Source organism: Pseudomonas sp. Bc-h, assembly GCF_002080045.1.
In the GTDB taxonomy this organism is placed as follows: Bacteria; Pseudomonadota; Gammaproteobacteria; order Pseudomonadales; family Pseudomonadaceae; genus Aquipseudomonas.
Map to the genome: position 1 here is coordinate 400079 of NZ_MUIN01000003.1, position 13463 is coordinate 413541.

General features: G+C 59.7%; 12 protein-coding genes. 4 read left to right on the forward strand and 8 right to left on the reverse strand.

Features of this window, described 5'->3' with window-relative positions:
* Window positions 1–176 precede the first annotated feature (176 nt).
* Window positions 177–3050, forward strand: a complete 2874-nt coding sequence (gene gcvP / locus BWR59_RS06620; protein WP_081564825.1) for an aminomethyl-transferring glycine dehydrogenase — start codon at window positions 177–179, stop codon at window positions 3048–3050.
* Window positions 3051–3107: 57 nt separating this feature from the next.
* Here the strand turns inward: gcvP and BWR59_RS06625 are convergent, their stop codons facing one another.
* The 5 genes from BWR59_RS06625 to BWR59_RS06645 all read right to left on the reverse strand — a co-directional run bounded on the left by BWR59_RS06625 (window position 3108) and on the right by BWR59_RS06645 (window position 6843).
* Window positions 3108–3779 (reverse strand): outer membrane beta-barrel protein, encoded by a 672-nt coding sequence (locus BWR59_RS06625; RefSeq protein ID WP_081564826.1) that lies wholly within the window; start codon window positions 3777–3779, stop codon window positions 3108–3110.
* Window positions 3780–3952: 173 nt separating this feature from the next.
* A complete protein-coding gene (locus BWR59_RS06630; protein WP_081564827.1) occupies window positions 3953–4270 on the reverse strand; it encodes a DUF2388 domain-containing protein in 318 nt (105 codons plus the stop codon).
* A 79-nt stretch (window positions 4271–4349) separates the two neighbouring features.
* On the reverse strand, window positions 4350–4796 hold the full coding sequence (locus BWR59_RS06635) for an NfeD family protein (protein ID WP_081564828.1): 447 nt from the start codon (window positions 4794–4796) through the stop codon (window positions 4350–4352).
* Between the two features lie 2 nt (window positions 4797–4798).
* Entirely contained in the window at window positions 4799–5752 is a 954-nt protein-coding gene (locus tag BWR59_RS06640; RefSeq protein WP_081564829.1) for an SPFH domain-containing protein, read from the reverse strand.
* A 197-nt stretch (window positions 5753–5949) separates the two neighbouring features.
* Complete coding sequence (locus tag BWR59_RS06645; protein ID WP_081564830.1) at window positions 5950–6843, reverse strand: LysR family transcriptional regulator; 894 nt, start codon at window positions 6841–6843, stop codon at window positions 5950–5952.
* A gap of 162 nt (window positions 6844–7005) precedes the next feature.
* Here BWR59_RS06645 and BWR59_RS06650 point away from each other — a divergent pair, with 162 nt between their 5' ends.
* Together BWR59_RS06650 and BWR59_RS06655 are read left to right on the forward strand one after the other, a co-directional pair.
* Window positions 7006–7776: a glucose 1-dehydrogenase gene (locus BWR59_RS06650; RefSeq protein ID WP_081564831.1), complete on the forward strand. Its 771-nt coding sequence runs from the start codon at window positions 7006–7008 to the stop codon at window positions 7774–7776.
* A gap of 15 nt (window positions 7777–7791) precedes the next feature.
* The gene (locus BWR59_RS06655) at window positions 7792–8841 is read left to right on the forward strand and encodes an L-idonate 5-dehydrogenase (protein ID WP_081564832.1); all 1050 of its coding nucleotides are present in this window, start codon (window positions 7792–7794) and stop codon (window positions 8839–8841) included.
* A 140-nt stretch (window positions 8842–8981) separates the two neighbouring features.
* On the opposite strand, the gene BWR59_RS06660 is transcribed toward BWR59_RS06655, so the two are convergent.
* Together BWR59_RS06660 and BWR59_RS06665 are read right to left on the reverse strand one after the other, a co-directional pair.
* Window positions 8982–10766 carry a GspE/PulE family protein gene (locus BWR59_RS06660; RefSeq protein WP_081564833.1) on the reverse strand — a complete coding sequence of 595 codons (1785 nt, stop codon included), beginning with the start codon at window positions 10764–10766 and terminating at the stop codon, window positions 8982–8984.
* Window positions 10767–10878: 112 nt separating this feature from the next.
* Entirely contained in the window at window positions 10879–11226 is a 348-nt protein-coding gene (locus tag BWR59_RS06665) for a hypothetical protein (protein WP_081564834.1), read from the reverse strand.
* A gap of 162 nt (window positions 11227–11388) precedes the next feature.
* Here BWR59_RS06665 and BWR59_RS06670 point away from each other — a divergent pair, with 162 nt between their 5' ends.
* Window positions 11389–11859, forward strand: a complete 471-nt coding sequence (locus tag BWR59_RS06670; protein ID WP_081564835.1) for an Lrp/AsnC family transcriptional regulator — start codon at window positions 11389–11391, stop codon at window positions 11857–11859.
* 133 nt (window positions 11860–11992) lie between these two features.
* Here BWR59_RS06670 and BWR59_RS06675 read toward each other — a convergent pair whose 3' ends face one another.
* Window positions 11993–13360: a CYTH domain-containing protein gene (locus BWR59_RS06675; protein ID WP_081564836.1), complete on the reverse strand. Its 1368-nt coding sequence runs from the start codon at window positions 13358–13360 to the stop codon at window positions 11993–11995.
* Window positions 13361–13463 lie beyond the last annotated feature (103 nt).

Sequence of the window (13463 nt, forward strand, 5' to 3'; positions counted from 1 at the left end):
AGGGAGACCATTCATTACGATGTTGTTCGACACCGCGCGCCAGCCCACCTTCCACACGGATCTTCGCGCCTCAGCACCCGATCCGACACACTTTCTCCACACAACCGCCAATCCCTTTCTAGACTCTAAAGCTCAGCCCATCGCGGCTTAGTCGTCCAGTAAAGAGAGAGGCCGTCATGTCCACGTCGCCATCCCTGAGCCAGTTGCACGACCCGAATGCCTTTCTGCGTCGCCACCTCGGCCCCGATGCCGCCGAACAACAGGCGATGCTGCAATCCCTCGGCGTTGCCAGCCGAACCGAACTGATCGAACAGACCGTCCCACCGGCCATTCGCCTGAATCGTGCGCTGGATCTGCCTGCCGCGTTGAGCGAAGAGGCGGCATTGGCGAAGCTTAAGGGCTATGCCGAGCGCAACCAGATCTGGACCAGCCTGATCGGCATGGGCTATCACGGCACGATCACACCCAATGTCATCCTGCGTAACGTGCTGGAAAATCCCGGCTGGTACACCGCCTACACCCCTTACCAACCCGAGATCGCCCAAGGCCGGCTCGAAGCCCTGCTCAACTTCCAGCAGATGACCATCGACCTCACGGGCCTGGCCATGGCCAACGCGTCGTTGCTCGACGAAGCCACTGCTGCCGCTGAAGCCATGGCCCTGGCCAAACGCATCGCCAAGTCCAAGAGCAACGCTTTCTTCGTTGACGAAAACTGTCATCCCCAGACGCTCTCCGTCGTTCGCACTCGTGCCGAAGGTTTCGGCTGCGAACTGATCGTCGGCCCTGTGGATAACCTCGCCAGTCATCAGGTGTTCGGCGCACTGCTGCAGTACCCCGATACCCATGGCGAGATTCGCGACCTGCGCCCGCTGATCGAACAACTGCACGCACAGCAGGCCCTGGCTTGCGTGGCTGCAGACTTGTTGAGTCTGGTATTACTCACGCCTCCGGGCGAAATGGGTGCCGATGTGGTGTTCGGTTCGTCTCAGCGTTTTGGTGTGCCAATGGGCTACGGCGGCCCCCACGCCGCATTTTTCGCCTGTCGCGAAGAATTCAAACGCGGGATTCCCGGCCGCATCATCGGCGTGTCCAGGGATGCCCGCGGCGAAGTCGCGTTGAGGATGGCCTTACAGACCCGTGAGCAACACATCCGCCGCGAAAAGGCCAATTCCAACATCTGCACGGCGCAGGTGCTGCTGGCGAATATCGCCAGTTTCTACGCGGTCTATCACGGGCCCGAAGGGCTCAAGCGCATCGCCCAGCGTGTGCTTCGCCTGACAACGCTACTGGCGACCGGGCTTGAGCGCAAAGGTATCAAACGCCTCAACCAACACTATTTCGACACCCTTACCTTGGACGTCGGCGGCGCGCAGACGGCGATCCTCGAAACCGCCCACGATGCGCAGTTCAACCTGCGTATTTTCGGCGACGGCAAGCTCGGAGTCAGTCTGGATGAAAGCTGTGATGAGCGAACTGTCGACAGACTGCTGGATATATTCTGCGGCGCCGATCACGGGTTGAAGGTCGGCGAACTTGATGCTGAAACCCTGGAATCAGGCATCCCGGACAGCGTCGAACGTAACTCGCCTTATCTCACGCATCCGGTGTTCAACGCACACCACAGCGAAACCGAAATGCTGCGTTACCTCAAGCAGCTGGAGAACAAGGACCTTGCGTTGAATCAGTCAATGATCCCGCTCGGCTCCTGCACCATGAAGCTCAACGCCACGAGCGAGATGATTCCGATCACCTGGTCCGAATTTGCCAACCTGCATCCGTTTGCACCCGTGGAACAGGCGACCGGCTACAAGGCAATGATCGACGAACTGCAAGCCTGGCTCTGCGCGATCACAGGCTTCGACGCGATCTGCATGCAGCCCAACTCCGGTGCGCAGGGTGAGTATGCGGGGCTGCTGGCGATCCACAAATATCATGAGAGCCGCCAGCAAGGGCAGCGCGACATCTGCCTCATTCCTTCTTCTGCTCACGGCACCAACCCGGCTTCAGCGCAGATGGCCGGAATGCGTGTGGTGATCGTCGAGTGCGACGACAAGGGCAACGTCGACCTGGAGAATTTGAAGGCCAAGGCTCAGGAAGCCGGCGATAAATTGTCGTGCCTGATGGCGACCTATCCCTCCACCCACGGCGTTTACGAGGAGGGCATTCGCGATATCTGTGAAGTCATCCACAATCACGGTGGCCAGGTTTACATGGACGGCGCGAACCTCAACGCGCAGGTCGGGCTGGCGCGCCCGGCCGACATTGGCGCTGACGTTTCCCACATGAACCTGCACAAGACGTTCTGCATTCCCCATGGCGGTGGTGGGCCGGGCATGGGGCCGATTGGTGTCCGCGCGCATCTTGCGCCATTCGTGGCCAATCACCCGGTGATCTCGCTTGAGGGGCCGAATGCCGAAAATACCGCAGTGAGCGCGGCGCCATGGGGCAGCGCGAGCATCCTGCCCATCAGCTGGATGTACATCGCAATGATGGGTCCACAACTGGCCGATGCCAGCGAAGTCGCGATCCTGTCGGCCAACTACCTGGCGCAACAACTGACCGGCGCGTTTCCTGTGCTTTATACCGGGCGCAATGATCGCGTGGCTCACGAATGCATCATTGATCTGCGCCCGCTCAAGGCCGAAACCGGGATCAGTGAAGAGGACGTCGCCAAGCGCCTGATGGATTACGGCTTTCATGCGCCGACCATGTCGTTCCCGGTGCCAGGTACGTTGATGATCGAGCCCACTGAAAGCGAGCCCAAAGCTGAACTGGACCGCTTTATCGAAGCGATGCTGAGCATTCGTGCCGAGATCACACAGGTGCAAAAGGGCGTCTGGCCCGCCGACGACAACCCACTGAAACGCGCGCCGCACACCCTGGCCGACATCACCGGCGTCTGGGATCGCCCATACAGCATCGCCGATGCGGTCACCCCCACCGCATATACTCGCCAGCATAAGTATTGGCCGACGGTGAATCGGGTCGACAACGTTTACGGCGACCGTAACCTCTTCTGTGCCTGCGTACCGGTCGACGACTACCGCTGAGTATTTTGGATCACGCAGAACCGGGCGCCACTCATTAGAAGTGCCGCCCGTTAATCGTCAGAAGGAAACCCGCGCTTCCAGGAACACGTTCTGTTCCTTCAACTTGCCTTTGAGCTGTTCATCCCGCGCGTTGATACGGTTGGCGAAGGTGTTGTAGCCCGTGGTGATATCGCCCATATCCACGTAGCGATAGCCCGCGCCCACAGTGATGCGCTCGTTGAGCTTCACGTCCGCGCCCACACCAACGCTGTAGGCGAAGTTGTTCTGGCTGTTGTTGGCGAAACGGCGGCCGGGTTCGCTCTGGTAGCCCTCGGAACTGATGTGCGCCACGCCAATGCCTGCCATGGCGTACAACGACAGGGTGTCGTTCAGGGCGAAGTCCTTGTAGCCATTGAGCATCAACCGTTTGGACGACACCTGCATGTTGTTGACGTTGGCATCGAACGGCGACCAGTAGGATTTGAATTCGGAATCGGTCTTGATGTTGTACTCGGTCTCCAGACGCCAGCCGCCGTCGAATGCGTAACCCAGCGCGACCGCGCCTGTGGTTTCCTTGCTGACGTCCGGGCTGACTATTCGGTGATCGACGCGGGGGCTGGTCAGCAGTGCGCTGGAGAGGTCCTGCCGCGCCTCTTGCAGCTTGACCGAGCCGTAGAAGCCTTCGGCGTACGCCGTGGAGAGGAAGAACGCTGGAATCGCGGCCAGCGAGGTAAAAGTTCGTTTGCACATCTTTTCAACTTCCCTATTTGAAGAGCGTTAAATATGGGGAAGTTGCGACCGAGCTGAATATCAGAAACGGCCTGTGTTGGCCGTGAAGACGGCTCTAGAGTTCGTGGGACAACGCCTTCAGACGCACAGAAAAATGCCGCTCATGGGAGCGGCATTTTTCCAGAACGTGAAGCTTATTGTTCGGCAACGAGATTCTTCGCCAGAATCGCGTTGGCCAGATCCATGTCCGAGGCGTTCAGGCCCGGGTTGTCCTTGCGTACCTGATCCATAGCCGCTTCCAGATACGGGCCGCGAATCTCACCATTGCTGGCGACGAAGCTGCCGGCGTCATCCTGCGCCGCGACGATCAGCTTGTGGTGCCGGAAGGTCAGGTAGGTGGAGCCGGTTGTTGCGCCAGACGAAATGACGTCGCGCAAAAAGCCATCGGCCATTGCTGAACCGATCGGCAGGGAGAGCAGAGCTAGCGTGGCTACAGCAAGTTTTAGACGCATGACGGGGTTACTCCGACTTTGGTTGTTCTGAAATGATTTGATACGTCGAGGGCCGATGTAGTTCCCTTTCAGCCCTGCGTCATACCCGCTCGACCTTCAGAATCGCCCCGTCCTGCGCGACCACACGGACCTGATTTCCTGCGGCCGTATCAGGCCCGACCACCATCCAGACACCATCGCCGACCTTGATCTTGCCGCGCCCGTCGACGATGGCGTCATGCACCGCGAAGGTCCTGCCGATCAGTTCCGAACCTCGCATGTTCAGCCCCGGCTGATCGGACTTGCGCAACACGCTGCGCTGGCGTCGCCACCAGTACAGCGCCGTCAGAACCGACAGCACGGCGAACAGCAGAAACTGCACTTCCCAGCTCATCGACGGAATGATGTACGTGAGAATGCCGACACCCGCAGCGGCCACCCCGATCCACAGTAGATAGCCTCCCGCGCCGAACACTTCAAGGATCAACAACACGGTGCCGAGGCCCAGCCAGTCCCAGAACGACAGGTCTTGCAGGTAGTCCCACATGGTCAGACTCGCTTGCCGGTATCGGGCCTGGTCTTGTCGAGCGGCCCTTTGTCGAAGGTGGCTTTGACGATCTCGCCAATACCACCGATGGCCCCGATCATCTGGCTGGCCTCCAGCGGCATCAGGATGACTTTGCTGTTGTTGGCCGACGACAGTTTGCCCAGCGCATCGATGTACTTTTGCGCGACGAAATAGTTGATGGCTTGCACGTCGCCGGCAGCGATCGCTTCGGACACCACTTGCGTCGCGCGGGCTTCCGCTTCGGCCTGACGTTCACGGGCTTCGGCCTCCAGGAACGCCGCCTGACGCTCACCTTCCGCTTCCAGAATCTGCGCCTGTTTTTTACCTTCTGCGGTCAGGATCGCCGAAGCGCGCGAGCCCTCGGCTTCCAGGATCTGTGCACGTTTGATCCGCTCGGCTTTCATCTGTCCGGACATGGCAGCCATCAGGTCGGCAGGGGGGCTGATGTCCTTGATTTCGATGCGGGTGATCTTGATGCCCCATGGCGCGGTGGCTTCATCGATGATGCGCAGCAAGCGTTCGTTGATACCGTCGCGCTGGCTGAGCATGGCGTCCAGTTCCATGGAGCCGAGCACGGTGCGGATGTTGGTCTGCAACAGGTTGCGCACTGCGTGCTGCAGATTGTTGACCTCGTACGCCGCCTGGGCGCAATTGACCACCTGATAGAAACACACGGCGTCGATCTGCACGGTGGCGTTGTCCGAGGTGATGACTTCCTGTGGCGGAATGTCGAGCACGGTTTCCATCATGTTGATCTTGTGCCCGATACGATCAACGATCGGCACGATGATGTTCAGCCCGGGTTTGAGGGTGTTGGTATAGCGGCCAAAGCGCTCGACGGTCCACTGATACCCCTGCGGCACGACCTTGAAACCCATGAACACGATGGCGATGGCCAGCGCGACGAACAGTAAAACCACACTACCGATTTGCATAACCTGTCCCTGTTGGTTGGTGCTGATGAATGAACGATCCGGCAGAGCGTACGTTTATCAGAATCCGCACTGCCAATATTTCTTGTATCAAAAGAGGTCATCCGCTCCGAAGACTCATTGTGCCTTGCCTGGAATCTGTAGCAGTCCTGCGTCAGCGGTGGCGTCCTTGAAACCGCCACTGCCGGCAAGCCCGACTGCTACAGAGGACCATTGTTAAAGAATAGCTCGCGCATCAGGTTGAAGGCCGTGGTCTTCACCGCGGTGTCCAGCGACGTCCAGGCAAGGCCGGTTGTGGTCCGGTAATCCGCCAGGTCCAGAGGCCGTGCGATCACCCCCGGCGGCAGGGCGCGCGCGGCATTGAGCGGCAGCAATCCAATGCCCAGCCCTGCAGCGACCAGCGCCAGCATCGTAGTGAACTCGCCCAGTTCGTCGGCCACGGCCAGCTTGCCACCTTGTGCAGCAATCGCCTGGAGCAGACTGTCGTAAAACCCTGCTGCATAACGCCGAGCCAATATCAGTACCGGTAAATGCGCGAGCGCCTTGGCGTCGATGATCGGGCTTTTGGCCATAGGATGACCGGCAGGCAGCGCGACGATGATCGACTCGTGCAGAACCGCCTGTGTTTGTACTCCGGCATAGGGTGCGGGCAGGCGCATCAGGCCGAAGTCCAGCTGGCCGCTTTTTAGCGCCTGAATCTGGTCGGGGCCTGGCATGTCTTTCAGCTCCAGCTGGATGCCGGGATAGCGCTGATGGGCCTGTCGGATCAGCGTCGGCAGCAACTCAGGCAGCACCGAGGAAACGAAGCCGAGGCGGATTCGGCCGGTTTCGCCGCGGCCCAATCCCCGCGCGACATCGGCCGAATGTTGCGCCTGATGCAGTGTGGCTCGCGCCTCCTCCAGAAACAGTCGGCCGACGTCCGTGAGCGTCACCGAGTGGCGATTACGATCGAGCAGTCGAACACCGAGCCAGCCTTCCAGTGCCTTTATCTGCATGCTCAATGCAGGCTGTACGATGGCGAGTCTCTGGGCCGCACGGCCGAAGTGCAGCTCCTCGGCCAAGGTGACGAAGGCCCGCAAATGCTTGAGCTCCATGGGCGCTCCGTTGCTTATCAAAAATCGTGATCAGCGCATCAGCAATGACCATTGGACGATAGCTGTGCCCTGCGTTGAAGTGCTGCTTGATCAGGATGATGAACTTTACAACGAATCATCACAACGCATGATCCAACGTCGGCCGTACAAGAGGAGAGCGACATGGCTGTTCTGGAGAGCTTCCGTCTGGACGGAAGAACCGCACTTATCACCGGGTCCAGCGCCGGGATTGGCCTGGCCATCGCGCGGGGGCTGGCGGAGGCGGGCGCAAGGGTTGTCCTCAATGGACGCACCCATGACACGCTGCAATCAGCGGCTGCGGTACTGGCTGGCGAGGGACATGACGTCCACACACAATGCTTCGACGTCACCGACAGTGTGGCTGTCAGCGCTGCGGTGCACGACATCGAACAGCGCGTCGGGCCGCTGGAAATTCTGGTCAATAACGCCGGTATTCAGCGCCGTGGCCCCTTGGCCGATTTCAGCGAAGCGCACTGGCACGAGTTGATGCGGACCAATCTGGACAGCGCATTCTTCGTCGGCCAGGCCGTGGCGCGCTGCATGATCCCTCGCGGGCGCGGGCGCATCATCAATATCTGCTCGGTGCAGAGTGAGCTGGGTCGCCCGGGCATCGCGCCTTACACTGCGAGCAAAGGCGCGCTGAAGATGCTGACCAAGGGCATGGCGATCGATTGGGGCCCGCACGGCCTCAACGTCAACGGCATCGGACCGGGTTACTTCAAGACCGAGCTCAATGCCCCGCTGGCGGCCAATCCTGAATTCAGCGACTGGCTGGTGCAGCGCACGCCGAGTCGCCGTTGGGGCGAGGTCTCTGAACTGAAGGGCGCGGCGGTTTTCCTGGCGTCTGATGCCGCCAGTTTCGTCAACGGTCATATTCTTTATGTCGACGGCGCCATCACTGCGTCGCTGTAAGCCGGAGAAGTATTCATGCAAGCCATTGTCTGTCACGCCCCGAAAGACTTGCGCGTAGAAGCCGAGGAGCCAGCTTCGCCACTTGCCTGCGGCGAGTTGCGGGTGCGCGTAGCCCGGGGCGGTATCTGCGGCTCCGATCTGCATTACTACCAGCACGGCGGCTTCGGTGCAGTGCGCCTGAAGGAGCCGATGGTGCTGGGTCATGAAATCTCGGCCGTGATCGAGGAAGTGGGCGACGCTCAGAGCAGTTTCAGCGTAGGGCAGCGCATTTCCGTATCGCCCTCGCGCCCTTGTGGTGGGTGCAAATATTGTCGTGAAGGCCTGCCCAATCATTGCCTGAACATGCGCTTCTACGGCAGCGCGATGCCATTCCCGCACATCCAGGGCGCGTTTCGCGAAACCCTGGTCATCGAGTCCAGCCAGGCGCATTTGCTGGCGCCGACCACAACCCTGGCCGAGGGCGCGTTGGCGGAGCCGTTGTCGGTGGGTTTGCACGCAATCCAGCGAGCGGGCGGGGTGTTTGGCAAGCGCGTGCTGGTCACCGGTTGCGGCCCGATTGGCAATCTGTTGATCGGTAGTCTGAAAGCTGCAGGCGCATTGCAGATCGTCGCCGCTGACTTAAGCGACAGCGCACTGGCATGCGCTCGTCGTATGGGCGCCAGCGAAACCCACAACCTCAAGAATGAGCCCGAAGCCTTGGCGCGCTATACCGCCGACAAAGGCCATTTCGATGTGATGTTCGAAGCGTCCGGTAGCGCTCAGGCGCTACGCGATGGTCTGACCTGCGTTCGTCCGCGCGGCATTGTGGTAACGGTCGGTTTGGGTGGTGATGTGTCGATTCCGTTGAATCTGGTAGTGGGCAAGGAGATCGACCTGCGCGGTACTTTTCGCTTTCATCCGGAGTTCGCGCAGGCGGTGGATCTGCTTAATCGCAAGGTGATCGATGTCACGCCTGTCATCTCCCACACCATCCCGTTCAACGAAGCGGTGCAGGCATTCGAGTTGGCTGGGGATAAACAGCAGGCGATGAAGGTAGTGCTGGATTTCGGTGTAACGGATTTGTAAGTCGACTATCGAACCCCTGTAACAGCCCGGCTTGCCGGTGGCAGCAATTTGAAGTGCGCCACCGCCGGCAAAGCCGTGCTGCTACAGACGGGTACTCGTGAACCTTTGGGCGCTGACAAGCCTGCTCCCGCCAGGTAAATTCAACGCTGCTCACTCTGCGGCGTCACTCGCAGCACTTCCTCCAGCGTCGTCAGCCCCGCCGCAACTTTCTGCGCGCCAGACAGCCGCAGACTGCGCATGCCATCCTTGAAACCCTGCCGACGTAGCGCCGTAAGGTCCAGATCTGCCGTGATCAGCGATTTGACCGCATCGGACATCAACATGATTTCGTACACCCCGGCGCGCCCCCGATAGCCCGTGTCGCGGCATTCCGCGCAGCCCACTGCCCGATGTGCCCCGCTTGGCACAGGCGCCTGCCAGGGTCGGGTCAGGGTCTGCCAGTCGACTTCATCGATCTCCATCGGCGCCTTGCAATGTGGACATAAGGTACGCACCAGCCGCTGGGCCATCACCCCGAGAATCGTCGCCTTGAGCAAGTAATGCGGCACGCCCAGTTCCAGCAGGCGGCTGATCGCACTCGGTGCATCGTTGGTATGCAGCGTCGAAAGCACCAAGTGACCGGTGAGCGCTGCCTGGATCGCCATTTCAGCGGTCTCAAGGTCGCGAATCTCGCCGATCATGATGATGTCGGGGTCTTGCCGCATCAGCGCTCGTACGCCGCTGGCAAAGGTCAGGTCGATGTTGTGCTGGACCTGCATCTGGTTGAAGGCAGGCTCGACCATCTCGATCGGATCTTCGATGGTGCAGAGGTTGACCTCCGACGTCGCCAGCTTCTTGAGCGTGGTGTACAGCGTCGTGGTCTTCCCGGAACCGGTCGGCCCCGTCACCAGAATGATGCCGTTGGGCTGATGCGTCATGCCTTCCCAGCGACGCAGGTCGTCGCCTGAAAACCCCAGCTGATCGAAGTCCTTAAGCAGCACTTCCGGGTCGAAGATCCTCATTACCATCTTCTCGCCGAATGCCGTGGGAAGCGTCGACAGACGCAGTTCCACTTCACCGCCATCCGGGGTCTTGGTCTTGACCCGGCCATCCTGCGGTTTGCGCTTTTCGGCGACGTTCATCCGGCCCAGGCTTTTCAGGCGACTGGTCACCGCCATGGTCACCTGCGGTGGGAATTGATAGACGTTGTGCAACACGCCGTCGATGCGGAAGCGCACGGTGCCAGCTTCTCGGCGAGGCTCAATGTGAATATCGCTGGCGCGCTGTTGATAAGCGTATTGAAACAGCCAGTCGACGATGTTGACGATGTGCGCGTCGTTGGCATCGGGTTCCTGATCGCTCGCACCCAGTTTGAGCAGTTGCTCGAAGTTGCCCAGATTGCTCACTTTCTGATCAGTCGCGCTGGCGCCGCTGACCGATTTTGCCAGGCGGTAAAACTCGACCGCCAGTTTCTGCACGTCCACCGGGTTTGCGACTACACGCTTGATCGGCATTTTCAGGACGTGCATCAGGTCGGCTTCCCACGCCTTCACGTAAGGTTGCGCGCTGGCGATGGTCACTGCGTCGCGATCGACGGCCACGGCCAGAATCTTGTGGCGCTGGGCGAAGGCGTAGGACATCAACGGCGTGACGGCTGCCACGTTGATCTTCAGCGGGTCGATGCGCATGTACGGCTGGCCGGCTTGTTCGGCGAGCCAGGCGGTGAGGGTTTCCAGATCGAGCTTTTTGCCGGGGCGTTTCCGGTTGTCGAACTGCTGCGCGGCGATGAATTCCAGCGGATGGGTTTGCAGATTTTGCGCCGTGCGACGCAGGGTCAATGCGTATTCGGCATTGTCCTGATCGAGGTATTCCTGCGTGACCAGATCACGCAGGATTTCATTCAGATCCAGCCAGCGGTCCTGGGATGATGAGGCGAGGACGGACATGCAGGCTCCTTCGGACGAGACGGCTTACTTCGTGAGTAAGTAAGAGTAGTCCCAAGCGTGCCAGTTGTTGCGTCCTGCAGGTAGTGAAGCGTTGCCAATATTTTCGGCGTACTCAACCGACAGCCAGTGAGACAGGCTCGGATAGGACGTGCAAAACCCCGATCGGTTCCAGATCCACTGAGCAAACATTGACCAGGCTGCGCATTTTTTCGCCAATCACCTGCGCACGATGCCAGGTCATGCCGTCGACTTCTACCTCGATCATCAGCATACCTTCCTGTTGCAACACGCTGACTTGCTGCGGGATCAGGTACTGCATGGCGAACAGGTTAAGCACCCGACAGATCAGGTCAGGCTCGGCCTCGGCGAGAATCTGAAAGCGCGACCGGCATTGGGCGTTGCTGACAGACCAGACGTCGGGGCGAAGCGGGGCGGAGCTGACTGATTCCAGATGCGACATGCTGAACTCTCCTGTTTTCGTCGGCGGTATGCGATAGGGGCGACGAGCTGTTTGAGTGGAGATAGCTTTACATGCTGCAAAAGAAAATTCTGTTCTATGATCGATTGAATTAACCTTTTCGCGACTTCTTAATGCGCCACTGTCAGGTATCAGGAATAACTTATGCAAATCGAGCTGGATGCCTATGATCGCAAGATTCTTGCGGTGCTTCAGGAGGACGCTTCTTTATCCAGCGCGCAAATTGCCGAGCAGGTAGGGCTTTCCCAATCGCCGTGCTGGCGCAGGATTCAGCGATTGAAGGATGAAGGGGTGATCCGTCGCCAGGTCACGCTGCTGGATCGCAAGAAAATCGGGCTTAACACGCAGATCTTCGCGGAAGTAAAACTCAACGCCCACGGCCGCTCCAACTTCACGGAGTTCACCGAAGCGATTCGCGGATTTCCGGAGGTTCTGGAGTGCTATGTGTTGATGGGGTCGGTGGACTTTCTGCTGCGCATCGTCACGCCGGACATCGAAGCGTATGAGCGGTTCTTCTTCGAAAAGCTGTCGCTGGTGCCGGGGATTCAGGAGGTGAATTCGACTGTGGCGCTGTCGGAAATCAAATCGACAACGAGTTTGCCAATCGTTCGCTGAGCGCATCCATTGTGCGCCGAATGGGATCTGTAAATCACATCTTTATCCCTGTAGCAGTCCGGCTTGCCGGCGGTAGCGATCTCAAGGGCGCCATCGCCGTAAAGCCAGACTGCTACAGGTAATGCAGCGCTGCTTAAATCTTCAACAACGTCTTCCACGCCCGGCTCTGCAGCACGGTGATGGTCTGTTGCACACGGGCTTCGAGGATTTCATCACTGATATCCAGATGCGCCAGTTGCTCGAGCTTGTTCATCTCGCCGTACAGACGATCCAGCTCCGGCAGTTCCAGCGTGTGACGAGCATGGTGCAGCCAGACCTGGATGCGCTCGATACGCGGCAGTTGCTCGGCCAGATCTTCTGGTTGCTGCTGGTAGCGGGCCAGGTTCAGCGCGGTGGCCTCATCGCCCAGGAAGCGCGGTACCCAGCTGCTCAGCATCGCGTTGCCCTGACGGTTGCCACGGTTATTGCGCTCGACGGTCCAGCTGCGCTCCATCAACCAGCGCGAGGTAGTCAGCGAGAACAGGCCCCAACGCGGGTCTTCCAGCTCTTCGATGAACTGCTCATGCGCTGCCGCGCGCACGTCGCCATCTTCCTGACCGGCTTGAACCAGCGTGCGCCAGTCTTCGAGCAGGGCATCCAGCGCGGCACGCAGGTCGTGAGTGGTGGCGCGTGGAGCGGCCTGACCAAGGCTGCCGGTTATTGCGCGCAACTCGGCAAGCACTCCGACCCAGTCCTGCAACAGGCTCCAGTGGCCGTTGAAACGGTATTGCTCTGCCAGCCGCTGACTGCTGCCCAACAGGTACCAGGCCAGCGCGCTGTAAGCGTCGTCCACCGAGGTTTCGGCGTGCAGTTCCGGCGCTGGCAACTTGACCGAGTAGCTGCTGGCATCGAACAGGCGATAGCCGCGCTCGGCCTTGCTGATGTCGCAGGGCATCAGCGGCAGTTTCTCCGCCAGTTCGGCGGCCAGCTCCAGCAATGCGGCCGGCTCGCCTTCGCGCAGTTCCAGCTCCAGCTCGCAGATTTCTTCTTTCTGCTTGCCGACGATGACATTGCCCAGATCCAGCGCAGCCTCGATCACCACCTTGGATTTACCACGACCCCAGGCAATCTCGGCCTTTTCACGGACGAAATCGGTGGTGAACAGTGGCTTGATGGTTTTCTTGTCCAGGTCCGCCAGGTGCTCGGGCCAGCATTCGCCGTCGAGCTTTTTGAGGTCCAGCTTGGCCTTGGGCACGTCCCAGTTGTACTCGTTGCGCTCAGACAAGCCTGCCACGCTCTGGCCTCGGGTCTTGAGCGTCTGGATGATCGCGTCGCCATCACGGCGCAGGCGCAGGGCGACCTTGGCATGAGCGAGCTCGCGCTCTGGGGTGTCGAAGTACTGGTTGAATAGCTCCAGCCGCTCCCAGCCACTTTTGTTGCGCTTTTTCAGCAACGGATGCTCGCGCAGGGCAATGAGGGTTTCGCGGCTGACGCGGAGTTTGATTTCGGTTTCTTTCTGCATGGCCGGGAATCCAGGCGCTCTATCGCTGATAAACGGGGGGCGCAGCCGGAATCGACACAGCTGCGTGGGTCGTGCAGTGTACAGGACATCACCCGTGACAGTT

Excerpts from the sequence above, each read along its gene's own strand:
- BWR59_RS06650 (WP_081564831.1), top strand. The coding sequence starts at position 7,006 with ATGGCTGTTCTGGAGAGCTTCCGTCTGGACGGAAGAACCGCACTTATC.
- BWR59_RS06645 (WP_081564830.1), bottom strand. The coding sequence starts at position 6,843 with ATGGAGCTCAAGCATTTGCGGGCCTTCGTCACCTTGGCCGAGGAGCTG.
- BWR59_RS06655 (WP_081564832.1), top strand. The coding sequence starts at position 7,792 with ATGCAAGCCATTGTCTGTCACGCCCCGAAAGACTTGCGCGTAGAAGCC.
- gcvP (WP_081564825.1), top strand. The coding sequence starts at position 177 with ATGTCCACGTCGCCATCCCTGAGCCAGTTGCACGACCCGAATGCCTTT.
- BWR59_RS06625 (WP_081564826.1), bottom strand. The coding sequence starts at position 3,779 with ATGTGCAAACGAACTTTTACCTCGCTGGCCGCGATTCCAGCGTTCTTC.
- BWR59_RS06670 (WP_081564835.1), top strand. The coding sequence starts at position 11,389 with ATGCAAATCGAGCTGGATGCCTATGATCGCAAGATTCTTGCGGTGCTT.
- BWR59_RS06675 (WP_081564836.1), bottom strand. The coding sequence starts at position 13,360 with ATGCAGAAAGAAACCGAAATCAAACTCCGCGTCAGCCGCGAAACCCTC.
- BWR59_RS06665 (WP_081564834.1), bottom strand. The coding sequence starts at position 11,226 with ATGTCGCATCTGGAATCAGTCAGCTCCGCCCCGCTTCGCCCCGACGTC.
- BWR59_RS06640 (WP_081564829.1), bottom strand. The coding sequence starts at position 5,752 with ATGCAAATCGGTAGTGTGGTTTTACTGTTCGTCGCGCTGGCCATCGCC.
- BWR59_RS06635 (WP_081564828.1), bottom strand. The coding sequence starts at position 4,796 with ATGTGGGACTACCTGCAAGACCTGTCGTTCTGGGACTGGCTGGGCCTC.
- BWR59_RS06630 (WP_081564827.1), bottom strand. The coding sequence starts at position 4,270 with ATGCGTCTAAAACTTGCTGTAGCCACGCTAGCTCTGCTCTCCCTGCCG.
- BWR59_RS06660 (WP_081564833.1), bottom strand. The coding sequence starts at position 10,766 with ATGTCCGTCCTCGCCTCATCATCCCAGGACCGCTGGCTGGATCTGAAT.